The sequence below is a fragment of the Marinobacter halodurans genome (assembly GCF_004327985.1).
Taxonomy (GTDB): domain Bacteria; phylum Pseudomonadota; class Gammaproteobacteria; order Pseudomonadales; family Oleiphilaceae; genus Marinobacter_A; species Marinobacter_A halodurans.
In genome coordinates this window covers 1-23,154 of sequence record NZ_SJDL01000054.1, presented here as the reverse complement: position 1 = coordinate 23,154, position 23,154 = coordinate 1, and the positions used below count along the sequence as shown (strand labels likewise).

The window sequence follows — 23,154 nt, the reverse complement described above, 5'->3', positions numbered from 1 at the left end:
CGGTCGGCGGTACCCACCACAGCAAACAGGGCAAAGCCCAACTGGTGGAAGCGGGCACCGAGATCCACCACAAAGCGGGTATGAAGATCGTCGTCGAGGCCGGCGCCGAAATCACCCTCAAGGCCGGTGGCAGCTTCGTCAAGGTTGATCCCAGTGGGGTCACGCTCTCCGGACCGATGATCAAGATGAACTCGGGGGGCTCCCCGGGCAGCGGCACGGCCACTACAGCCCTGACGCCGGATTTGCCACTGGGCGCGGAAACCTCCGAGACCGCGCGTACCGAAGCCGTCTTTCCCGAAACCCTGCTCAAGGAAGCCGCCAGTGCTGGCGGCCTGACCGTCTCCGACTGCGAGTTTGATGCCAATGGACGCTGCAAGCTACATCAACACACTTGAACAACTGGGGCTGGAGCAGCGGCAGGCTGCCGCTCCGACATTCGCCGTTGTGGACCTGGCTGTCGACGAAAGCTTCCTGGGCCAGCTTTATGGTGCCATGACGTCTTCAGCCATCACCTGGTCCAGCCTGCTGACGGGTACCCGCTGGGAAAGCGCCTGGAAAACCGGTCCGATTCTGGTCAAGCTCAGCGGGCATGAGAAATTCGCAAGCGACATTGCCCAGGACATGGCAAACCAGCCGCTGGGCATGCTGATCGAAACGCCCCTGGATGCCAGCTCAGCCCATACCTATTTCCAGTCGCTATTGCTGAGTACCGCCCGCCAGGACGAGACCCTGTTTCGCTTCTACGAACCCAGAATGCTGACGGCGTTACTCGCAGCGCTCGGCGAAAAACGTCACCGGCTGATTCGCAAGGGCGAAGCCTGGTCCTGGCACGACGGCTATGACTGGAAAGCCTGCCGCAGCGACTTCCACGCGGCTACCGACCTATCCAGCGAGCCCCCCAAACTGTCGAGTGAGGAGCTCGCCAGCGTGCCCCAGTACCGCACGGCGGATAAGGCAATTCGGTATCGCCACGCCTATCGCTCCCACTTACCGGACGCTCCCGATCAAACGGTTTGGATCATGGCGCGTTTGCTCGAGGCCCGTGAGTCGGGCCTCAAGTCATCGGCCCTCCAGGAACGCTGGCTCAGGCTCGCTCTCCAACATGGCGCCAGCTTCCAGAAAACACCGCCGTTTGAAAAAGTCATGCACGACCCGTCCATGACACCCCAGGAACGTTTAATGGCTATGGAAAGCCTCTCGGAGTCGAGTCATGCCGCAGTATCAGGTTAAAGCCGGGGACACCCTCTCGCAGATCGCCGCCGCCCACCAAGTGTCCGTGTCGGAATTACAGGCGGAGAATACGTTTATTACCGATCCCGACCACATCGAGGCCGGCTGGCGGCTTTCCATACCCGCAGGCCGACCCGAATCAGGCCCGGCTCTCCCGCCGGCACAGTCGGCCAACGATTCCAGCACCGACGACGTTGAGTTCAGCGCCTGCCAGTTGGAATACGTTGCCTTTCTGCATGTGACGGAAGAGACAGAGACCGTTTACGCCCTGACCCAGGCCCAACTGGAAGAAGTCGATGCGGAAGTCTCGACCCTGCATGCGCCCCTGAAAGAACTCAAACAAGCTGAAGCCGGGTCTGTGGATGACATCCCGGCCGCCCGGGAAGCCGCCTGGAACCAACTGAAGGAGCTCGGCGCACTGCCCCGGCCCAAGGAGAGCACGACCGCCGAAGACCTGCTCACCGAATACGAAGCCCGCTGGACCCGAGAGAATCAGGAACTGGAACGCCAGGAACGGCGCCTGCGCCGCATCGAATGGGAAATCGGCCAGATCCGGAACCAGATCCTGTTGCCAGCCCAGCAACGCCCGCTGGACAGCCCCCGCGACCAGCTGTCGCTGAAGGTGTTTACTACCCTCTGCGTTGAGCTTGAGGGACAGCAGCCCACCGTGGAAGCCATCGTCGAGGCCCAGAAACTCGCCCGACAGCGGGCGCGCACCCATCGCGACAACCTCGAAAAGCGTCTCAAAATGCTCAGGGCCGCGCTGGAAGCCGAGATCCGCTACCGCGTGGCCACCTCATCCAGCGACGTCTCGCAGACCCAGAAGGCCCAACTACAAACCGAGTCCGAGGAACTGAAACAGGCAACAGCCTGGCCCAACTTCATCAGCGAGTCGGATATGAACGAGCTGGTGCAAAGACAGCAGCGACTCAACGAACTGGAAGAAGAAACCACACCGGTTATGGACCAGGTTCGTCACTATATGGGCCAGGCCACGGTCGCGGTGTTCCTCTGGAACCTGATTGACCGGGAGGAGGTCGAAGCCAGCCGCAAGAAAAACGAGGAACTCAAGCGCCTGATTGAGGAGCAGGAAGCCATGCTCCAGCGGCTGGTGGAGACCAGCCCGCCACACTCCGTGGATGTGGTGGCAAAACCGCTAATGGACACCATGCCCTCGCGTCCCATTGTCGAGGTCAAACACACCGCCGCAGGCGGATACCGCTATATGCGCCGCAAAGTTTTGTCCCAAATCCGGCAGAACTGGCGCCCCCTCAAGATGGCCGACGTCCGGGCGGCCATGACGAGCGGTGATTTCAAACGGGCCCTGGGTGAAGCTGGAGAAAGTCTCAAGACCGAACAAAGCCTCAAGCTCAAACTGGCCGAATGGAAAAGCTCGGACAACAATTTTTTCAACCAGCTTGAAGTCGAGCTGTTTAAGGAGCACACCGAAAGCGAGGATGGCCGTTTCTCGGCGGACGCCGAAGCCCAGATGTTCCGCTTTGCTTCCCAGGCAGGGCTGGAAGCTGTCTACAACCCCAACAAGGGCGAACTCTACATCGGCGGCAAACTGGAGGGTTCGTACAGCCTGCTTCAGGGCCAGGCCTCGCTCGGCGCTCAGTTACCGGGGCCAGAAGGCACTGAACTGGAACTCCGTTACATCGACGGCCAAGGTGGGGAAAAGACGCTGAAATGCGGCTACATTCGCGCCGATGCCGAGTACAAGATCCAGGGCTTTGCCGGCGCCTGCGCCTCGCTGTCCGCTCAGGCCCGGGTATCAAGTAACACCGGCGAAGTCGGTCTTTCCGGCGAAACCAATGGCGAAGCCTTTGCCGGGGCCAGCCTCAGCAACGAAGCCAGCTTCGGGGTGAAGTGGAAAGCGGCCTATGCGGAGGTGCTCGCCGATCAAAAGGCCAATTCGACAGCCAATGAAGACCAGCAGGCAGTCGATGATGCCTTCAAGTCGCTGCTGGATGTAAAACCGGAGTTCGCGGTTTCGGCAGGGATTGGGGCTGCTTTTGACTTCAGTGTTGGTATGGTTGAAAGCAAAGTGGTGCTTTATCTGAAGGGACACTTGGTTCTTGGAGCCGGCGGCGGTGGAGGTGTCGGCGCTGAGCTGAACGTCCAACAACTGTGGGAACTGGTGAAATTTATTCGCTGGTCCCTTGAACGCTCAGATTTTCGGTTTCTTGAGTGGATCGAAGAGACGGCGTTTGAGCACATCACATTCTTGCTTAAGGTGTTCGCCGTCAGTTCTGAGGATTTCGAGGCTGTAATGGAACAAGGCGCTGAACAAATGGATATCCTGTGGGAGCGACTGACGACAGCCGATACAAAAGTAAGGGACACTGCTCAGAAAGTGTTGCAGCATAATCAATTGTCGCAGTTAACCCCACCTGCCAAAGCTGCGCTTCTAACTATTCTGGTAGAAGACAGCTCTGCACTCCTCGGCTTCGAGGATCCCTATAGAGCCATTGGTGCCGAGGCCGCCATCAAGATACTGGAAACCGTTCGCAGCCATCGGGAACTTGTCGAGATTCTCCGGCGGATGGGCAATGAGGAAGGGAAAGGGTCTTTTGTTGATTTCAAGCGCAACTTTTCCAAGCTCATTCGGCAGAGGCTTTTTAATTCCGCGCAAGCCGACCGGACGTTCCAATGGCTGGAGGCGCTGTACTCATGAACAGCCCCGTTCCGGAACTGATGCACCCTCAAGTTCTAGTAGGCGCATCGAAAGCCTCTGATTTCAGAACTAAGGGGCTCTCCCCCCTTACGGCGTGTAACGGTGGTGTTTCCGAGAAAGGAGAGGTAACTTCCGCCGCGTAAAACGCGGTAATTTTCACCACGATATGTATCTTTTTTTCCTTCATCCGGTCCTTGCGGATTATCGACCGGAGAATGGTCATAGTAATCTTCCTTGTATTTGTCCCTAACCCATTCCGTCACATTGCCTGACATATCGTAAAGGCCGAGCGGGTTGGGCGGGAAACTGCCGGGAGCCAGCGGCAGCTTATTGTGGTACTCCCGCATATCACGAGCATTTCGGTCTGGGCCGGCTGCCATCGTTACGTCGGGTTCAGCTTTACCATTCTCCGTTGCATATCTCAGCATCTGCCCGCGTGCGCGGGCTGCAAACTCCCACTGCGCTTCGGTCGGCAATTGTACGGGCTTCCCGCTTTGTTCACCCAGCCATCGACAAAAAGCGGAGGCGTCCTGCCAGGATGCGACCGCCGGTAGCTCAGGCTCATAGCGCTCCGGCTTCTCGTCACGCTCATCACCGTAATACTTGTCAGAATGTTCGTACCCCGTCACGGCCTGAAAAAGTTCAAAGTCACCTTGCGTGACTTCGTATTTCTGGATGTGAAAATCATCCAGCTTCACCTTGTGGGGCGGCCAACTGTTCTTGCTGCCGTCCCAACCACCGGGGTTTCCCATCATGAACCCTGCCCCTTTCACGAAAACCATCGCGTCCATCTGACGCTGAACCATATCGTCGGCTTTGGATTCGTAGTAGTAGCTGCAACCGCCGGCTGCGGTCAGAAGGGCAAAAAACGGGAGACTACTGAACAGCTTGATTCGCATGGGTCGGCTTCCTTACCGAGTGAAATCTGTTGGGGCAAATTCTACAGGCTCTGGCGCGTGACCACCAAGGACCATGGTCTTTGAAGTCAAAATCTCAAAGCATGTCCTTGAAAACAGTCTACGGAGAGGCCTAACCAGAAGATTCGTACAGCCTGCTCCAGGGCCAGGCATCGCTCAGCGCCCAGTTACCGGGGCCGGACGGTTTCAAACTGGAACTCGACTACATCGACGGGCACGGTGCGCAAAAGACCCTGGAGTGTGGCTACATTCGCGCCGATGCCGAGTACAAGATCCAGGGGTTCGCCGGCGCCTGCGCATCGCTGTCCGCCAGGGCCAACGTCCTGACAGAGGGGCACAAGGTTGACCTCTCCGGCGAAACCAATGGCGAAGCCTTTGCCGGTGCCAGCCTCAGCAACGAAGCCAGCTTCGGGGTGAAGTGGAAAGCGGCCTATGCGGAGGTGCTCGCCGATCAAAATGCCAATTCGACAGCCAATGAAGACCAGCAGGTAGTCGATGATGCCTTCAAGTCGCTGCTAGATGTAAAACCGGAGTTGGCCATTTCAGCGGGAATAGGGGCGGCTTTCGAGTTTAAGGTCTTTATGAATGCAGGAAAGCCCTATCTGTATCTCAAAGGCCACCTTGTTGTTGGCGTCGGTGGAGGCGGCGGCGTGGCTGCTGAGCTGAACATCCAGCAGTTATGGGAGCTCGTGAAGTTTATTCGTTGGTCCCTTGAATGCTCGGACTTTCGTTTTCTGGATTGGATCGAAAAGACGGCGTTTGAGCATATCTCGTTTCTTTTGAAGATATTAGCAACAAGCGGGGCAAGTTTTGAAAGCTTAATGGCCAAACGGGCGATCGAGCTCAATGAATTCTGGACAAGTCTTACGACAGCAAAGACGAGAGTAAGGGATGCGGCTCAAAAAGTACTTCAAAACGATCAATTATTTCAGCTAACTCCGCCTGCCAAAGCCGCCATTTTGAGCATTCTGGTGGAAGACAGTTCTGCACTCCTCGGATTCGAGGACCCTTACCGGGCCATTGGTGCCGAGGCTGCCATCAAGATACTGGAAACCGTTCGCAGCCATCGGGAACTTGTCGAGATTCTCCGGCGGATGGGCAACGAGGAAGGGAAAGGGTCTATTGTTGATTTCAAGCGCAACTTTTCCAAGCTCATTCGGCAGCGGCTTTTCAATTCCGCGCAAGCCGACCGAACCTTTAAATGGCTGGAGGGACTCTACGCATGAGCAGCCCCCGAGACTGTCGTATTGCCAATCACGACTAGGTAGCAGCCCGCTTCGGCAAACACGACAGTTCTCTCCGAAAAAATTGTTCCTTTTGCCCCTCACCCGATCCAGGCGCATTCTGGGCCGATGATTTTAATTATAGACTTTTCATTTTCATCTCGGATCCACTCACCTACATTGCCAGACAAGGCCAAGTGGGTTAGCCGCTGAACTACGAGACTCAACCAGTACTTGTTATTGTGTTTTCGCCTGCCTCAAACAAACCTTTTAGGGTCGGCAGCCCTTAATGCCTTTATCACCGGCACTCAATAAGCACACCTGAATCCCGACGTATCGTCACTGCCATTCTGAATGTCGGAGCGTCGTGTAACGGTAGTATTGCCGATAAAATCTTTAAAACTACCGCCACGTAAGACTCGGTAAGGATCGTTCGTCCAGTCACTTATAACCGGTTCTGTCGGGCCTTGAGGGTTATAAACTGGTGAATTGGCGTAATAATCCTCTTCGTAGTTATCGTAAACCCATTCCGCTACGTTGCCAGACATATCGTAAAGACCAATCGGATTAGGCGGAAAGCTGCCGGGTTTCAGTGGTAATTTGCTGTGGTGTTCACGCACGCCGAGAGCATGTTGATCAGGACCGGCTGCCATCGTCACTGAAGCCTCCGCTTTGCCATTCTTCGTCGCATACTTCAGCATCTGTCCGCGGGCGCGTGCGGCGTACTCCCACTGAGCCTCAGTGGGGAGGTGTACAGGCTGGCCACTTTGCTTTCCCAGCCATTCGCAGAACGCGGAGGCATCGGTCCATGAAGCGACAGCCGGTAATTCTGGCTCATAACGCTCTGGCTGTTCATCCCTGTTTTTTTCGTAGAAACGATAGGAGTGCTCGTAGCCCGTCACGGCCTGAAAAATCTCAAAGTCCCCCTGGGTGACTTCGTACTTCTGGATATGGAAATCATCAAGCTTTACCTTATGAGGCGGCCAGCTATCCTTACTGCCATCCCATCCACCCGGATTCCCCATCATGAACTCCCCTCCTTTCACGAAAACCATCGCGTCCATCTGACGCTGGACCATGTCGTCGGCCTTGGATTCGTAGTAGTAGCTGCAACCGGTGGTTGCGGTCAGAAGGGCAAAAAACGGGAGGCTGCGGAACAGCTTGATTCGCATGGGTCGGCATCCTTTCCGAGATATGACTGCTGATGTTGATTCTACAAGCTTCGGCAGCGAAGAACTATGGACCAGGTGATCCACCCCAAGGCCCCATTCCAGTGGCGAAGCGGCCATCAAAACTCTGGAAACCGTTCGCAGCCATCGGGAACTTGTCGAGATTCTCCGGCGGATGGGCAACGAGGAAGGGAAAGGGTCCTTTATTGATTTTAAGTGCAACTTTTCCAAACTCATTCGGCAGCGGCTTTTTAATTCCGCGCAAGCCGACCGGACTTTCCGATGGTTGGAGGGGCTGTACTCATGAAAAGCCCCATTCCGGAACTGATGCGCCCTCAAGTTCTAGTAGGCGCATCGAAAGCCTCTGATTTCGGAACCTAGAGTCTCTGCTCCTTTTCGGCGAGTGACTGTCGTGTTGCCTATGAATTCTTGATAGCTCCCACCACGCAAAACGCGATAGTTTTCACCAAAAAATATATCCTTTTGTCCTTCGTCCGGCCCTTGCGGATCCTGGACGGGTGAGTTTTTGTAGTAGTCCTTTTTATATTTATCTCGGACCCACTCACTGACATTGCCTGACATATCGTAAAGGCCTAGCGGGTTGGGAGGGAAACTGCCGGGTGCCAGCGGTAGCTTATTACGGATCTCACGCATATTGTGGGCACTTCGGGCTGGTCCGGCTGCCATCGTTACGCCAGCTTTCGCCTCACCATTCTCCGTAGCGTATCTCAGCATTTGGCCCCGGGCACGAGCCGCGAATTCCCACTGTGCCTCGGTCGGTAATTGCACGGGCGTTCCGCTTTGTTCACCCAGCCATCGACAGAAAGCGGAGGCGTCTTGCCAGGATGCGACCGCCGGTAGCTCTGGTTCGTAGCGCTCCGGCTTCTCATCGCGCATGTTTTCGTACCTTTCGTCGGTATGCTCATATCCCGTCACGGCCTGGAAGAGCTCAAAGTCCCCTTGGGTGACTTCGTACTTCTGGATATGAAAATCGTCCAGTACCACTTTGTGAGGTGGCCAAGTGTCGTGCCGCACGCTCCATCCACCTGGGTTACCCATCATAAATTCCCCCCCTTTCACGAACACCATCGCGTCCATCTGACGCTGGACCATGTCGTCGGCCTTGGATTCGTAGTAGTAGCTGCAACCGGTGGTCGCGGTCAGAAGGGCAAAAAACGGGAGACTGCGGAACAGCTTGATTCGCATGGGTCGGCTTCCTTTCCGAGATATGACTGCTGATGTTAATTCTACAAGCTTCGGCAGCGAAGGACTATGGATCAGGTAATCCACCCCAAGCCCCCATTCCAGTGGCGAAGCGGCCATCAAAACTCTGGAAACCGTTCGCAGCCAACGGGAACTTGTCGAGATTCTCCGGCGGATGGGCAATGAGGAAGGGAAAGGGTCTTTTGTTGATTTCAAGCGCAACTTTTCCAAGCTCATTCGGCAGAGGCTTTTCAATTCCGAGCAAGGCGACCGGACTTTCCAATGGCTGGAGGCGCTGTACTCATGAATAGCCCCGTTCCGGAACTGATGCGCCCTCAAGTTCTAGTAGGCGCATCGAAAGCCTCTGATTTCAGAACTAAGGGGCTCTCCCCCCTTACGGCGTGTAACGGTGGTGTTTCCGAGAAAGGAGAGGTAACTTCCGCCGCGTAAAACGCGGTAATTTTCACCACGATATGTATCTTTTTTTCCTTCATCCGGTCCTTGCGGATTATCGACCGGAGAATGGTCATAGTAATCTTCCTTGTATTTGTCCCTAACCCATTCCGTCACATTGCCTGACATATCGTAAAGGCCGAGCGGGTTGGGCGGGAAACTGCCGGGAGCCAGCGGCAGCTTATTGTGGTACTCCCGCATATCACGAGCATTTCGGTCTGGGCCGGCTGCCATCGTTACGTCGGGTTTCGCCTCACCATTCTCCGTGGCATATCTCAGCATCTGCCCGCGAGCGCGGGCTGCATACTCCCACTGCGCTTCAGTCGGTAGCTGAATTGGTTTGCCGTCCTGTTTCCCCAGCCACTGGCAAAAGGCGGATGCGTCTTGCCAGGATGCGACCGCCGGTAGCTCAGGCTCATAGCGCTCCGGTTTTTCATCACGCTTTTTCTCGTACCTTTCGTCGGTATGCTCATATCCCGTCACGGCCTGGAACAACTCGAAGTCACCCTGAGTGACTTCGTACTTCTGGATATGGAAATCATCCAGCTTCACCTTGTGGGGCGGCCAACTGTTCTTGCTGCCGTCCCAACCACCGGGGTTCCCCATCATGAACTCCCCTCCTTTCACGAAAACCATCGCGTCCATCTGACGCTGGACCATGTCGTCGGCCTTGGATTCGTAGTAATAGCTGCAACCGGTGGCTGCGGTCAGAAGGGCAAAAAACGGGAGACTGCGGAACAGCTTGATTCGCATGGGTCGGCTTCCTTACCGAGTGAAATCTGTTGGGGCAAATTCTACAGGCTTCGGCAGCGAAGAACTATGGGCCAGGTGATCCACCCTCAAAATCCATTTATGGCGAACGAATGGGCAACTAGGAAAGGAAAAGGACTTTTGTTGATTTCAAGCACAACGTTTCCAAGCTCATTCGGCAGCGGCTTTTCAATTCCGCGCAAGCTGACCGCACCTTTAAATGGCTGGAGAGCCTGTACGCCTGAACAACGTCAGTTCACTACCTTCACCCATTCGGATTTTAGTAGGCGCATCGGAAGCCTCTAATTTCAGAACTAAGGGACTCAGCCCCTTTTCGGCGAGTGACAGTTGTATTACCAATGAAGTCGAGATAACTGCCGCCCCGTAAAACACGATAGTTCTCGCCAAAAAATGCATCCTTCTGCCCCTCATCCGGTCCTTGCGGATTCTGGGCAGGTGAGTTTTTGTAGTAGTCCTCCTTATACTTATCCTGAACCCACTCTCCAACGTTTCCAGACATGTCGTAAAGTCCAATCGGGTTAGCCGGATAACTACCAGGCTTAACCGGCAACTTGCTGTCGCGTTTGCTCGTATCTCTGGTAAACCTCTCAGGGCCGGCTGCCATCGTTACATTAGGCTCGGCCTCTCCATCCTCCGTGGCATATCTCAGCATCTGGCCCCGGGCGCGAGCCGCGAACTCCCACTGTGCCTCGGTCGGTAATTGTACGGCCTTTCCGCTTTGCTCACCCAGCCATCGACAAAAAGCGGATGCGTCTTTCCAGGATGCGACTGCCGGGAGCTCCGGCTTATAACGATCTGGCTTTTCATCACGTTCATCGTCGTAATACTTGTCAGAATGTTCGTATCCAGTCACTGCCTGGAAAAGCTCAAAGTCCCCTTGTGTGACCTCATACTTCTGAATATAAAAATCATTTAAAATGACTTTGTGGGTTGGGATAGTGTCGTGCCGAACACTCCATCCTCCCGGATTCCCCATCATGAATTCCCCACCTTTCACGAACACCATCGCGTCCATCTGACGCTGGACCATGTCGTCGGCCTTGGATTCGTAGTAGTAGCTGCAACCGGTGGTCGCGGTCAGAAGGGCAAAAAACGGGAGACTGCGGAACAGCTTGATTCGCATGGGTCGGCTTCCTTACCGAGTGAAATCTGTTGGGGCAAATTCTACAGGCTCTGGCGCGTGACCACCTAGGTCCATGGTGTTTGAAATCAAAACCTCAGAGCTTGTCCTGAAAACAGTCTACGGTGAGGCCTAACCAGAAGGCTCGTATAGCCTGCTCCAGGGCCAGGCCTCGCTCAGCGCCCAGTTGCCGGGGCCAGTCTCAGCAACGAGGCCAGCTTCGGGGGGCAGTAGGAGGCGGGGGTTAGTATCCGCTCGTCGTCAGCATACCCGACTCATGTGGAATGCCAGTCCAGATCCGCGAGCGGGTCGTCGGCCGGCGCCCAGGGCGCAGTAAAATAGTGCTCGACGTCGTCGTACGGGACCGCGTCCACCGCCGGATACTGCCAGTGCGGCCGGTTGTCCCGGTCGATCAGCCGGGCGCGGATGCCTTCCCTGAGGTCGTCCCCCTCGCAACAGCGTACCGCCATGATCAGCTCCATCCGGAAAATATCCTTCAGGCTGAACTGGCGGGCCCGGCGCAGCTGTTCCCAGGTGAGCCAGGCAGTGGTCGGGCAGCCGTTCCTGAGGTTGTCGATGGCTGTTTGCCACCAGGCATCGTTCTCCACCGTTTCCCCGACCAGGCGGTTGACGATCTGCGGCAGGGAGTCGCCATGGCACAGGCGGGTGATACGCTGTTCATGGTTGGCCAACTGGCTCTCCGGCAACGCGATCGACCGCTCGCCGGTGAACTGGTTCAGCAACCGGTAGAGCCGGTTGTCGTCGGCGGCGACCTCGCCGCTCCAGCGGGTCTCCAGCAGACGCTGGAGCAGCGCCTCCGGGGTCTCGTCGGCCACGGCCAGGTCGGCCAGGCCGATGCGCAGGCTGTCCGCCTGGTTCAGCCTCGCGCCCGTCAGGCCGAGGAACAGGCCAATGCCCTCCGGCAGTCGATTGAGGAAATACCCCGCCCCCACGTCCGGAAACAGGCCGATGCTGACTTCCGGCATCGCCAGTTGGGCCGATGGCGCCAGCAAACGGTAGCGGCACCCCGCCAGCAGACCCAGCCCGCCGCCCATGGTGTAGCCATGGGCCCAGCAGACCAGCGGCTTGGGGTAGACGTGCAGTGTGTGATCCAGCCGGTATTCCGCCGTGAAATAGCGGATGACCTGGCTGTGTCCGTCGTCGCGGTCCATTGCCTCATACAGCCGGCGGATATCGGCACCGGCGCAGAAGGCCCGCTCGCCGGCCCCCCACAGCAGCACCAGACAGATCGATGGATCGACCGCCCACTCGTCCAGCGTGGCCTGCAGGGCGTTGATCATCTCCAGCGACAGGGCGTTGAGGTTGTGAGAGGAATCCAGTGTGATCAGGCCGATCCGGCCTTCGCTGCAGGCCCGGGTTTCAGTGCGGATGGACATGGGTGGTTCTCGGCTCCCGAAAATAATGGGCCGCCCGGGGCGGCAACAAGACAATAGGGCATGATGACCGGATCGCCGGTGCGATGTCACCTGCATTCGTCGGCTTCCAGTGCGACCAAAGTCGGATCGGTATCCGGTTCCAAAGAAGCAGGGTCAACGGGCGAATTTCACGATGCTTTTCCCTATGCTATAAGCTTGCATCGTACAAGGGCTTTTCCATAAGGAGCCTCTCGCTGACGCCGGCGCGTGGGAGTGGCCGCGGGCGTTGGGCAGAGGTTCCCACATTGAGAGAGAACAGGAAACGAGGACGTAACATGAAGGTATTGACCCCCATCGCACTGACCCTGGCCGTCGCCATGCCGCTGGCGGCCCAGGCGGAAGGCAACGCCGAAGCCGGTAAGGCCAAGGCCGCAGTCTGCGCGGCCTGCCATGGCCAGGACGGCCACGCCCAGATTCCGACGTACCCGAACCTGGCCGGACAGAACGAGCAGTACCTGGTCATGGCGCTGAAAGCCTACAAGGGCGGCAACCGCCAGGGTGGCCAGGCGGCCATCATGCAGGGGCAGGCCGCGGCCCTGAGCGATGAGGACATCGCCAACCTCGCCGCCTACTTCTCCAGCCTGCCGGCCGGCGGCAAGTAATACCGACCTTGCGGAGGGAGTCGCCGGACACACCGGACTCCCTCCCGCGATCACCTAGTTCACGATGCGGTAGCTCGGCTTGTAGGCCGCGCCCGGCAGCTTCATCCGGTTCTGCTGGACGAACGCCGTGAGCAGCTCTTCCAGCGGTTCGAGCAGTTCCGGATCCCCCGAGATCTCGAACGGGCCGCGTTCCTGGACCTGACGGACGCCCTGTTCCTTCACGTTGCCCGCCACGATGCCGCTGAAGGCCTTGCGCAGGTTGGCGGCGATCAGGTGGGACGGCTGGTTGCGGTGCAGTTCCAGCTCGCGCATGGTCTCGTGGGTCGGCTCGAAGGGCGCCTGGAAGACCGGGTCGATCTTCAGCATCCAGTTGAAGTAATAGGCGTCCTGGGTGGAGCGGCGGAAGGCCTGGACCTCCTGCATGCCATGCTTCATGGCCTGGGCCACCCGCACCGGGTCGTCGATGATGATCTGGTAGCGGGCGGCGGCTTCCTCGCCCAGGGCGTTGCGGATGAAGCGGTCGATCATCTCGAAGTAATCCGCGTTCTCCGGCCGGCCGGTGAAGACGACCGGGAAGGGCAGGTCGCGGTTCTCCGGGTGCAGCAGCACGCCCAGCAGGTACAGGATTTCCTCGGCCGTGCCCACGCCGCCGGGGAACACGATGATGCCGTGCCCGGCACGGACAAAGGCCTCCAGGCGTTTCTCGATGTCCGGCATGATGACCAGTTCATTGACGATCGGGTTGGGCGGTTCGGCACCGATGATGCCCGGTTCGGTGATGCCGATGTAGCGGCCGTTCTTGACCCGCTGTTTGGCGTGGCCGATGGTGGCGCCCTTCATCGGGCCCTTCATGGCGCCGGGGCCGCAGCCGGTGCAGATGCTCAGCCCGCGCAGGCCCAGCTCGTGGCCCACTTCCTTGCTGTAGACATACTCTTCCCGGCTGATGGAATGCCCGCCCCAGCACACCACAATGTCCGGATGGCGTCCGGCCTGCATGACCCGGGCGTTGCGCAGGATGTGGAAGACCCGGTTGGTGATGGTGTCCGGCTCGTCGCTGGACAGGCCCGGATAGCTGCCCAGCACCGAATGGGCGTAGATGATGTCCCGCAGCACCGAGAACAGGTGCTCGCGGATCCCGCGCAGCATCTCGCCGTCGACGAAGGCATCGATCGGCGCGTTGATCAGCTCCAGCTTGAGGCCCCGCGGCTGGGGCACCAGACGGATGTCGAAGTCGGCGTGGCGCTCCATCAGGTCCTTACAGTCGTCGATGTCCACGCCGATGTTCATGACGGCCAGGGCACACTGGCGGAACAGGCGGTACAGGCCGCCTTCGCTCTTGTCCTTGAGTCGGTTCACTTCATGACTGGAGAGAATCTCCAGGCTGCCCTCGGGAGAGACCAGGGCATTGATGGTTTCCTGGGTCATTGAAATGCTCTTGGTTTATGGAAGTTGTACTTCTGAGTGTAACGGTTTTGAGGCAATCCGGGTGCACCCCAGGGGACACTGTGACACACTTGCGCCCGCGCCTTGCGTACCTTGCGTATTTTTAAGTGACGCGGCAACCCGTTAGAATGTGCGTTTTTTGATCAGTCAGCCAGCATCCAGATTATGAATTTCCTGATACGACCCAGCGCCGAAGTGGCGATCAAGAGCAAGCCCGTCCGTCGCCAGCAGATCCGCCAGTTGCGCCAGAACGTCAGCAAAATCCTGCGCCGTGTCGACGATCGCATCCGTGTCGAGGGCAGTTGGGACCGGGTGGACGTCCTCGTGCCGGACGAACTGGACAGCAACGAACTGGTGGAACGGCTCCGCTGCATCCCCGGCATCAGCAACTTCCTGGAAGTCCGGGATTATCCGCTGACCACGCTGGACGATGTGGCCGACCGTGCCCTGGCCGTCTGGGGCGACGCGCTGGCCGGAAAGACGTTCGCCGTGCGCGGTCGGCGGACCGGTGAACATGACTTTTCCTCCGCCGATCTGGAGCGCCTGGTGGGCAGTGTCCTGCTGGCGCAATCCGGAGCCAGCGGTGTCAGGCTCAAGGATCCCGACGAGCAGGTGCGGATCGAAGTCATCCACGACCGTTACCACATCGTCGAGCGGCGTTTCGAAGGCCTGGGTGGTTATCCGCTGGGCAGCGTAGAAACGGCCGTATCGCTGATTTCCGGGGGCTATGATTCCTCCGTTTCCACCTACCTGACCATGCGCCGGGGCCTGCGCACGCACTTCCTGTTCTTCAACCTGGGCGGTGCGGCGCACGAAGTGGGCGTGAAGCAGGTGGCGCATTATCTCTGGTCCCGCTATGGCTCGTCCCACTCGGTGAAGTTCATTTCCGTGCCGTTCGAGGACGTGGTGGGCGAGATCATGCGCTCGGTGGATCATCGCCATATGGGCGTGGTGCTCAAGCGGATGATGCTCAAGGCCGCGGCTGCCGTTGCGCAGACGGGCCTAGCCAAGGCGATTGTCACCGGTGATGCGGTGGCCCAGGTCTCCAGCCAGACCCTGGCCAACCTGAACGTGGTCGACCGCGCCAGCGACGAGGTGGTGTTGCGCCCCCTGATCACCATGGACAAGGTGGACATCATCCGCATCGCCGAGCAGATCGGCACCGAGAGCTATGCCCGCAACATGCCGGAATACTGCGGTGTGATTTCCAGCAAACCGGTCACGCGGGCCAAGCAGCACCGGGTCGAGGCGGAAGAGGCGAAGATGGATCCGGCGGTCCTGGAACGGGCCATCGAATCCCGGGTGGAAACGCCGATCCAGCGCGTCCTGGAGTCCATGAGCACGCCGGAGGATGTGGAATTGGTGCAGACGCCGGCCGTGGACGATGTGATCATCGATGTGCGCCATCCGAATGAAGAGGAAAGAGCGCCCCTGCACCTGACCAACAACCAAGTGTTGCACATTCCATTCTACGAGCTGAACCAGCGCGTCGACGAACTCACGGACGATTGCCGCTACCTGTTGTATTGCGACAAGGGCACCATGAGTCGCATGCATGCCGGCCACCTGAAAGCGTCGGGGCTGGACAACGTCCTCGTGTACGCTCCCGCCTGATGGGCCGGTGCCGGACGCCGGCATCCGCCGCGCCCGGCTTCACGTTAGTCGTCCAGCCAGCCGTCGCGGATGGATTCCTCCAGCGCCTTGCGCTCGAAATGCTGCTCGATCGCCCGGCGTGCCGCCAGTCGGCGCCTGGCCGCTGCCTGCTCCCGGTCGCGCATTTCATCGCGCTGGAGATGATCGAAAATGGAGAGAATTTCAGCCTGAACCGATTCAACCGGCTGGTTCGTACCCTGGGTGGCATTGCCTGTAGATCGCACGCGTCACATCCTCCTCTGGAAAATGAGGAAGTGCTGCCGTGACCGGCGCCGTGAGGTGCCGATCGACGTTCCAACCGGGCTGGACATGCGGGCGTTGCCCGGGCATCTCCAGCCGGATGGCATCAGCAACTTCCTGACCCGATTGCGCCCGGCGGTGCACGATTGCCGTGCGGCGCCGGATGCAACAAAGCCTACCTGCACTCTATGACAACGGCATGAAAGCGGATTTTGCGCCGGCAATCGGTGCCATCGTCCACAGATTTTTCTTCTTGCTGTGCTGACCGGCAAGTCGCGTGCCTTGGCCGGCCAGTTTTCAATTTCCAGAGTGGGTGCCGCGCCCTTATGCGCTGCGCCCTTCCAGTCCCCCGAAGAACTGGCGAATGTTGTCGGCCAGGGAATCGATATCGTAGCCGCCTTCCTGCACCACCAGGGTGGGAAGGTTGGCCGCGGCGATGCGCTTGCCGATCCGGCCAAAGCCCTCGGAGGTGACGTCCACCTTGGCCTGGGGATCGTTCCGGTAGATGTCGAACCCGAGGGTGAGCACCAGGGCGTCGGGCTGGAACAGCCGGATGGCCGTCATGGCCTCTTCCAGCTTCTCGAAGAAGAACTCCTCCGAGGAACCGTGGGGCATCGGCATGTTGATGTTGTAGCCGTAGCCCTTGCCTTCCCCCTTCTCGTCTTCAAACCCGGAAACCACCGGGTAGAAGTTGGTGGGGTCGCCGTGGATCGACACGTAGAGCACGTCATCCCGGTCGTAGAAGATTTCCTGGATACCCTGGCCGTGATGCATGTCCGTATCGAGGATGGCGATCTTGTCGAAGCGCTTCTTCAGGGCTTCGGTTGCGATGGCCGCATTGTTCAGGTAACAGAACCCGCCGGCGGCGTCCTTGCGGGCGTGGTGGCCCGGCGGACGGCATACGGCGTAGGCACTGCGGTCGCCGGCCAGCAGCGCGTCGGCGGCCCCCAGGGCGGTCTGGGCCGACCAGTAGGCCGCTTTCCAGGTATGCTCGCCCACCGGACAGCTGCCATCCGCCAGGTAGCGGGCCGCCTTGGCCAGGATACCGCGCAGGGCATTCGGGGAGCGTACGAACACATTGGACATGACCTCGTCGCCCCAGTCGTCGGGGATGGCCATCCATTCGCGATGGGCGGATTCGAGGAAGCGCAGATAGCTCAGTTCATGCACTTTGGAAATCGGGCCGGCCCCCTGGTCACAGGGTTCGAGCACCTCGAATTCCAGGGAGCGGAGTCCCTCGAGCATTTGTTCCGTGCGTGCGGGAACCTCTTGGGGCTGTCGCATCTGGCCGCGGGTGAAGTAGGTCTTGGGGCTGTGCAGATCCTGCGCAGGATGAAAGAACGCTTTCATAGTTCGGCTCCCTGATCGGTTGCGACCGGACAAAAACTGGACAACAGTTCGAGTATAAGCACCGTCCGGACCCCCGCTCAACCCAATGCCGCTTTTGAACCGGCGGCAATCCGTTGCCCCGGGCAATGACTCGCCCGGGGCGACTTGTCCAATGCGGACGCATCAGCCACTATGGAACGACACACGGGGGAGGCTGTCGCAGAAGGTGAACCAACGCCGGCGGTGCTTTCCCGATACCGGTGCATCTTCAAGTATGTGCACGTCCAACAGAATTGCATGAGCCTCAATGAGGGTGTCGCTGCACCTTTGCCGACGATTGATCGCAGCCCCCTCTCAAGACAAGGAGCCGACATGATTCAGTCACCGTTATTGACGCATTTTGATGGTTATATCGGAGGGCAGTGGGTCAATACTTCGACGGGCAACTCGATTGATGTCTACAACCCGGCCACGGGCGAGGTCATTGCCCAGGTCGCATCGATGTCCGAAGACGACGTGAAGCGGTCCATCAGTGAGGCGAAACAGGCCTTGCGCCTGACCGAACCCTACAACCTGGAAACCCGCCGCAACTGGCTGGTGGGTATCCGCGATGCCCTGCTGGGCAACAAGGAGGAAGTGGGACGGATCCTGTGTCTGGAGCACGGCAAACCGCTCAAGGAAGCCCAGGGCGAAGTGGAATACGCCGCCGGGTTCTTCGACTACTGCGCAAAGAATATCGATACCCTGGATTCCCACACCATCGACGAAAAGCCCAAGAACTGCACCTGGACGATCCACTACCGTCCGGTGGGCGTGGCGGCGCTGATCACCCCCTGGAACTTCCCGATCGGCATGATCGCCAAGAAGCTGTCCGCGTCCCTGGCCGGCGGTTGCCCGTCAATCATCAAACCGGCCAGCGAGACGCCGCTGACCATGATCGCCCTGTTCAGCCTGATCGACCAGCATGTGGACATTCCCAAGGGCATGGTCAACCTGGTGATGGGCAAATCCAGCATGATCGGCAAGCTGTTCTGCGAGTCGCCGGACGTGCCGATGATCAGCTTCACCGGGTCCACCGAAGTGGGCCGTACCCTGATGGCCGACAGCACCGGCTGGGTCAAGAAGCTGGCCCTGGAACTGGGCGGCAACGCGCCGTTCATTGTGTTCGACGATGCCGACCTGGACGCGGCAGCGGATAACCTGATCGCCAACAAGTTCCGTGGCGGCGGGCAGACCTGCGTCTGCGCCAACCGGATCTTCGTCCACGAGACGGTGGCCGACAGCTTCGGTGAGAAACTGGCGGAGCGGGTCAACCGCATGACCGTCGGCGACGGCATGAAAGAGGGCGTCGACATCGGCCCGCTGATCAATAAGGCCGGCTTCGACAAGGTGCGCCGCCACGTGTCCGATGCCCTGGCCCAGGGTGGCAAGCTGGTGGCCGGTCCCAATCCGGATACCCTGAGTGGCAACGACCTGTTCTACCCGCCCACGGTGGTGAGCGGCATCACCCGTGAGATGGCGTGCTCCCGCGAGGAAACCTTCGGGCCGCTTGTGCCCATGGCGCTGTTCCGTGGCGAGGATGAGGTGATCGAAGCGGGCAACGACACCGAGTTCGGTCTGGCGGCCTACGTCTTCACCAAAGACGACGCCCGCGCCAGCCGGGTGATCGGCGGCCTGCGCTTTGGCCATGTGGGTTGGAACACCGGCACGGGGCCCACACCGGAAGCGCCGTTCGGCGGCATGAAAGCCTCCGGCATCGGCCGCGAAGGCGGCATCGAAGGGCTGTTCGAGTTTGTCGAACCCCAGACCGTGCCCCGCGGCGCCTGATTGTTGCTGTTGCGCCCGTTCCTACGGGGGCGGGCGCCGTTCCTGCCTGATGTAAACGATTCCGTTCGCCTCACCGGTATGGCGTGAACCACAGCGCCAGCTTGTTATAATCGTCGCTCTTCATTTCCCGACTGTATGGTTCCCGATGGACGTCTCCCCGATCATAGATCCCCTCAACGAGGCCCAACGCGAGGCCGTGACCGCCCAAAACGCCCATCTGCTGGTGCTGGCCGGCGCCGGGTCCGGCAAGACCCGCGTGCTGGTGCACCGGATGGCCTGGCTGATGCAGGTGGACCAGGTGCCGGCCACCGGGCTGCTGGCGGTGACCTTCACCAACAAGGCCGCGCGGGAGATGCGCAACCGGATCTCGGAGATGATGAACCTGTCCGGCTACGGCCTCTGGTTCGGTACCTTCCACAGCATTGCCCATCGGCTGCTGCGGGCCCACTGGCAGGACGCCGGGTTGCCCGAGAATTTCCAGGTGCTGGACAGCGACGACCAGCTGCGCCTGATCAAGCGGGTCATGCGCGATCTGCAGATCGACGAAACACGCTGGCCGCCGAAACAGGTGCAATGGTTCATCAACGGCCAGAAAGACGAGGGGCTGCGGGCCGATCACATCCAGGACAACCCGGGCGACCACTTCGTCTCGGTGATGCTCAAGATCTACCGCCAGTACGAGAAGCAGTGCCAGCTCAGCGGGCTGGTGGATTTTGGCGAACTGCTGTTGCGCTCCCACGAACTCTGGCTCAAGAAGCCGGCGCTGCTGGGCCACTACCAGCGCCGTTTCCAGCACATCCTGGTGGACGAGTTCCAGGACACCAACACCATCCAGTACGCCTGGCTGCAGGTGCTGGCGGGCCAGCGGGTACCGATGACCATCGTCGGCGACGACGACCAGTCCATCTACGGCTGGCGGGGCGCCAGGATCGAGAACATCCAGAAGTTCCAGCAGGATTTCCCGGACGCGCGGCTGGTCCGGCTGGAGCAGAACTACCGCTCCACCCAGACCATCCTCAAGGCGGCCAACGCGGTCATCGCCAACAACCAGGGCCGCCTGGGCAAGGAACTGTGGACCGACGGCCCCGACGGTGAACTCATCAACCTCTACGCCGCCTTCAACGAGCAGGATGAGGCCAACTACATCGCCGACACCATCAGCGCCTGGGTGGATGACGGCAACCTGCGCAGCGAAGCGGCGATCCTGTACCGTTCCAACGCCCAGTCCCGGGTGCTGGAGGAAGCCCTGCTGCGCCAGGGGATTCCGTACCGCGTTTACGGCGGCCTGCGCTTCTACGATCGCCAGGAAATCCGCAACGCCCTGGGCTACCTGCGGCTGGTGCATTACCGCCATGACGATGCGGCGTTTGAACGGGTGGTGAACACACCGCCGCGGGGCATCGGCGCCAAGAGCCTGGGCGAGCTGCGGGAACTGGCCACCGGCCAGGGCATCTCCCTGTGGCAGGCGGCGGAACGGCTGCTGGAAGCCGGTGCCATGAAAGGCCGGGCCAAGACCGGTTTGCAGCAGTTTATCGGACTGATCGAATCACTGGCAGCGGACCAGGACGAACTGGATCTCAAGCAGCTCACCCAGCGCGCCATCGAGGGCAGTGGCCTGCGGGACCACCACGCCAACGAGAAGGGCGAAAAAGCCCAGGCCCGGGTGGAGAACCTGGAGGAGCTGGTCAGCGCCATGGCGGATTTCGAGGTGGAGGACGGTATCGATCCGCTTTCGGAATTCATCGCCCAGGCGGCCCTGGACGCCGGTGAATCCCAGGCCGACGAGCATCAGGACAGCGTCCAACTGATGACCCTACACTCGGCCAAGGGCCTGGAATTCCCTTTGGTGTTCCTGGCCGGCGTCGAGGAAGGCCTGTTCCCCCACAGCATGTCCCTGGAAGAGCCGGGGCGCATGGAGGAAGAGCGGCGCCTGGCCTACGTGGGCATCACCCGGGCCATGAAACGGCTGGTGATGACCTACGCCGAATCCCGCCGGCTCTATGGCCAGGAGAAATTCCACGCGCTGTCCCGCTTTGTGCGGGAGGTGCCCGGCGACTGCATCCAGGAAGTGCGCCTGCGCAACACCGTCACCCGCCCGGCGCTGACCCAACGACCCAACGAAGGCCTGTTCGACAGCACCCCCATGGCCGACGCCGGCCTGCAACTGGGCCAGCGGGTGCATCATCCCAAGTTCGGCGAAGGCGTGGTGATGAACTGCGAGGGCAGCGGCCACCACACCCGGGTGCAGGTGAACTTCGACGATGGCGCAAAATGGCTCGTCCTGGCCTATGCACCTTTGGAAAAGCTCTGATCTAAGGCAAAAGGAATGGTGCGGGTTGGCGATATGGCGTGTTAGTTCTCTGAAGGCATTTAAGGAAGAGGCGGAGTGCCACCTAACGTGTCGTCTCCATTCTTTAAGGAACTTGTAAAAATTTAACGTTTGTGTAAGTTGGTGCTTGGGAGTCGGAGAAGCTTCCGGTCAATGCAGTTGTCGCGACGGATACGCGACTAGCTTTCAAGGAAGGAAGTAAGATGCTACCAAAGCGCCATCGCCTTGGTTTCTCATATGTTACTCAAGCTCTGTTGGCGACTACTCTGTTCGCCCTCACCCATTGCGTTAGCGCAAGGGTGAATGAGCTGCCGCCTAAATATGGTTCTCCCTATTCGGTTCCCACGGGCTATCCGTACAGCGTTTCTGGGATGCCGTCGATTACTGCCGCCATCAATACATGGTGGTCAAAGTACCAAGATTATTGGAACGCAAGCAGTTGCTCATTTCGAGCGGTTTATGTTGGCGAAAATTCGCCCGAGCGAGCCAAAATCAAGCTTCAAAATGGATGCAGCGGTGGTGGATATGTCAAAGGTACTCCTCGTTGCCCGACAGGCTACGAGCTATCGGGTAGCCGTTGTTTACTAGCTGCCCCCAATACTCCAAGCCCAGAGAAACAGCGCGGAGCCAGTTGCAGTAGCCCCAAAGGCACTCGCAGTCTCGTGGGCAACCCCATCAACGCGGCCACCGGCAACAAGTTTCAGTCCGAAACCGATATCTCGTTACATGGTTCTTCGCTGCTTCATCTGACGCGGAATTACAATTCTTCCGATAGCCGGATTGGCGACTTCGGCGTCGGTTGGCAGCTTGATGGTTTATCCCGTCTGCGGAAGTTTGAGCTGACCTCAGGGAACGTCATTCGACTGGAGGAGGGCGATGGCCGCGTGTTGTATTTCTCCGACAACAGCGGCCAATGGGTTCCGGATGAGGACATCAGCTTGTCCCTTTCCGATAAAGCGGACGGTTCGGGATATCTCCTTCAGTCGCGGCAGGGGCTGCAGCGGGAGTTCGACAGCTCTGGGCTGTTGACTCAGGTTGCGACCCGCGACGGCCGGGTCCTCCACTTCTCCTACAACACCAATGATCAAGTTTCCCAGATCAGTGATCAGGCCCGTCATACCATCACGCTTACCCGCAATAACCGAAGTTTGGTTGTGGAGGTATCGCTGGTTGGTGGCTCGGAATGGCAATACAGCTACGACGATCTCAATCGGCTGGTGTCGGTGACGCAGCCTGACGGCACGCAAGTCCGATATCAGTACGGTAATGAAAGTTTCCCCTACGCCCTAACCGGAATCGTCGATCAAAACGGCGACCAGCGGGGTGCCTACACCTACGACGACCAGGGACGGGGAATCCAAACCTCCGCAGAGGGTGGTGTCAACCAGATTGCTCTGGAGTATCTGAGTTATCGTCAAATCTGGTGTATGAACATCAGGCAGCGTTCCTGTCTGATTGTTGCTCAACCGCTTCTCCGTCCCGGAACTCGACGTTGTTAACGACCAGTTCCAGAAGCTGAAATCCTTTGATGC

Annotated in this window: 18 protein-coding genes and 2 pseudogenes; 9 read left to right on the top strand and 11 right to left on the bottom strand. The window is 59.0% G+C overall.

The features are described 5' to 3' along the window. From EZI54_RS25170 to EZI54_RS21920, 3 genes and pseudogenes are all read left to right on the top strand, one after another. Positions 1-395: pseudogene (locus tag EZI54_RS25170) on the top strand (type VI secretion system tip protein VgrG); the annotation flags it as partial. Further along, positions 364-1,230, top strand: coding sequence for a DUF4123 domain-containing protein (locus EZI54_RS21925; RefSeq protein WP_165495839.1), 867 nt, complete (start codon positions 364-366; stop codon positions 1,228-1,230). The pseudogene EZI54_RS25170 and the gene EZI54_RS21925, both read left to right, overlap by 32 nt. After that, the gene (locus EZI54_RS21920) at positions 1,211-3,907 is read left to right on the top strand and encodes a LysM peptidoglycan-binding domain-containing protein (RefSeq protein WP_131484021.1); all 2,697 of its coding nucleotides are present in this window, start codon (positions 1,211-1,213) and stop codon (positions 3,905-3,907) included. Before EZI54_RS21925 ends, EZI54_RS21920 begins: the two co-directional genes overlap by 20 nt. Positions 3,908-3,942: 35 nt before the next feature. Here EZI54_RS21920 and EZI54_RS21915 read toward each other — a convergent pair whose 3' ends face one another. Further along, complete coding sequence (locus EZI54_RS21915; RefSeq protein WP_131484020.1) at positions 3,943-4,806, bottom strand: formylglycine-generating enzyme family protein; 864 nt, start codon at positions 4,804-4,806, stop codon at positions 3,943-3,945. Positions 4,807-5,237: 431 nt separating this feature from the next. Here EZI54_RS21915 and EZI54_RS21910 point away from each other — a divergent pair, with 431 nt between their 5' ends. Continuing rightward, positions 5,238-6,050 (top strand): hypothetical protein, encoded by an 813-nt coding sequence (locus tag EZI54_RS21910; RefSeq protein WP_131484019.1) that lies wholly within the window; start codon positions 5,238-5,240, stop codon positions 6,048-6,050. 305 nt (positions 6,051-6,355) lie between these two features. Here the strand turns inward: EZI54_RS21910 and EZI54_RS21905 are convergent, their stop codons facing one another. The 7 genes from EZI54_RS21905 to EZI54_RS21885 form a co-directional block, all read right to left on the bottom strand. Continuing rightward, entirely contained in the window at positions 6,356-7,219 is an 864-nt protein-coding gene (locus EZI54_RS21905) for a formylglycine-generating enzyme family protein (protein ID WP_165495838.1), read from the bottom strand. Between the two features lie 64 nt (positions 7,220-7,283). Beyond that, complete coding sequence (locus tag EZI54_RS24615) at positions 7,284-7,481, bottom strand: hypothetical protein (protein WP_165495837.1); 198 nt, start codon at positions 7,479-7,481, stop codon at positions 7,284-7,286. A 77-nt stretch (positions 7,482-7,558) separates the two neighbouring features. Beyond that, positions 7,559-8,422, bottom strand: a complete 864-nt coding sequence (locus EZI54_RS21900) for a formylglycine-generating enzyme family protein (protein ID WP_165495836.1) — start codon at positions 8,420-8,422, stop codon at positions 7,559-7,561. Positions 8,423-8,486: 64 nt separating this feature from the next. Further along, positions 8,487-8,684, bottom strand: a complete 198-nt coding sequence (locus EZI54_RS24610; protein ID WP_165495835.1) for a hypothetical protein — start codon at positions 8,682-8,684, stop codon at positions 8,487-8,489. Positions 8,685-8,761: 77 nt separating this feature from the next. Beyond that, positions 8,762-9,625 carry a formylglycine-generating enzyme family protein gene (locus EZI54_RS21895; protein WP_131484016.1) on the bottom strand — a complete coding sequence of 288 codons (864 nt, stop codon included), beginning with the start codon at positions 9,623-9,625 and terminating at the stop codon, positions 8,762-8,764. A gap of 277 nt (positions 9,626-9,902) precedes the next feature. Beyond that, positions 9,903-10,766 (bottom strand): formylglycine-generating enzyme family protein, encoded by an 864-nt coding sequence (locus EZI54_RS21890; protein ID WP_131484015.1) that lies wholly within the window; start codon positions 10,764-10,766, stop codon positions 9,903-9,905. Positions 10,767-11,038: 272 nt separating this feature from the next. Continuing rightward, a complete protein-coding gene (locus EZI54_RS21885; protein ID WP_131484014.1) occupies positions 11,039-12,160 on the bottom strand; it encodes an enoyl-CoA hydratase/isomerase family protein in 1,122 nt (373 codons plus the stop codon). A gap of 314 nt (positions 12,161-12,474) precedes the next feature. Here EZI54_RS21885 and EZI54_RS21880 point away from each other — a divergent pair, with 314 nt between their 5' ends. Beyond that, a complete protein-coding gene (locus EZI54_RS21880) occupies positions 12,475-12,801 on the top strand; it encodes a c-type cytochrome (protein WP_131484013.1) in 327 nt (108 codons plus the stop codon). Between the two features lie 54 nt (positions 12,802-12,855). On the opposite strand, the gene ppnN is transcribed toward EZI54_RS21880, so the two are convergent. Continuing rightward, entirely contained in the window at positions 12,856-14,226 is a 1,371-nt protein-coding gene (ppnN, locus tag EZI54_RS21875; RefSeq protein WP_131484012.1) for a nucleotide 5'-monophosphate nucleosidase PpnN, read from the bottom strand. Between the two features lie 183 nt (positions 14,227-14,409). Here ppnN and thiI point away from each other — a divergent pair, with 183 nt between their 5' ends. Then, positions 14,410-15,858: a tRNA uracil 4-sulfurtransferase ThiI gene (gene thiI, locus EZI54_RS21870; protein WP_131484011.1), complete on the top strand. Its 1,449-nt coding sequence runs from the start codon at positions 14,410-14,412 to the stop codon at positions 15,856-15,858. A 44-nt stretch (positions 15,859-15,902) separates the two neighbouring features. Here thiI and EZI54_RS21865 read toward each other — a convergent pair whose 3' ends face one another. Together EZI54_RS21865 and EZI54_RS21860 are read right to left on the bottom strand one after the other, a co-directional pair. Beyond that, complete coding sequence (locus EZI54_RS21865) at positions 15,903-16,121, bottom strand: PA3496 family putative envelope integrity protein (protein ID WP_131484010.1); 219 nt, start codon at positions 16,119-16,121, stop codon at positions 15,903-15,905. 340 nt (positions 16,122-16,461) lie between these two features. Next, positions 16,462-17,487, bottom strand: coding sequence for a histone deacetylase family protein (locus tag EZI54_RS21860; RefSeq protein ID WP_131484009.1), 1,026 nt, complete (start codon positions 17,485-17,487; stop codon positions 16,462-16,464). 351 nt (positions 17,488-17,838) lie between these two features. Between EZI54_RS21860 and EZI54_RS21855 the strand changes: the two genes are divergently transcribed. The 3 genes and pseudogenes from EZI54_RS21855 to EZI54_RS25530 form a co-directional block, all read left to right on the top strand. After that, complete coding sequence (locus EZI54_RS21855) at positions 17,839-19,293, top strand: NAD-dependent succinate-semialdehyde dehydrogenase (RefSeq protein ID WP_131484008.1); 1,455 nt, start codon at positions 17,839-17,841, stop codon at positions 19,291-19,293. Positions 19,294-19,438: 145 nt separating this feature from the next. After that, positions 19,439-21,604, top strand: coding sequence for a DNA helicase II (gene uvrD, locus EZI54_RS21850; protein WP_131484007.1), 2,166 nt, complete (start codon positions 19,439-19,441; stop codon positions 21,602-21,604). A gap of 221 nt (positions 21,605-21,825) precedes the next feature. Beyond that, a pseudogene (locus tag EZI54_RS25530) lies at positions 21,826-22,962 on the top strand (DUF6531 domain-containing protein); the annotation flags it as partial. Positions 22,963-23,154: the final 192 nt, after the last annotated feature.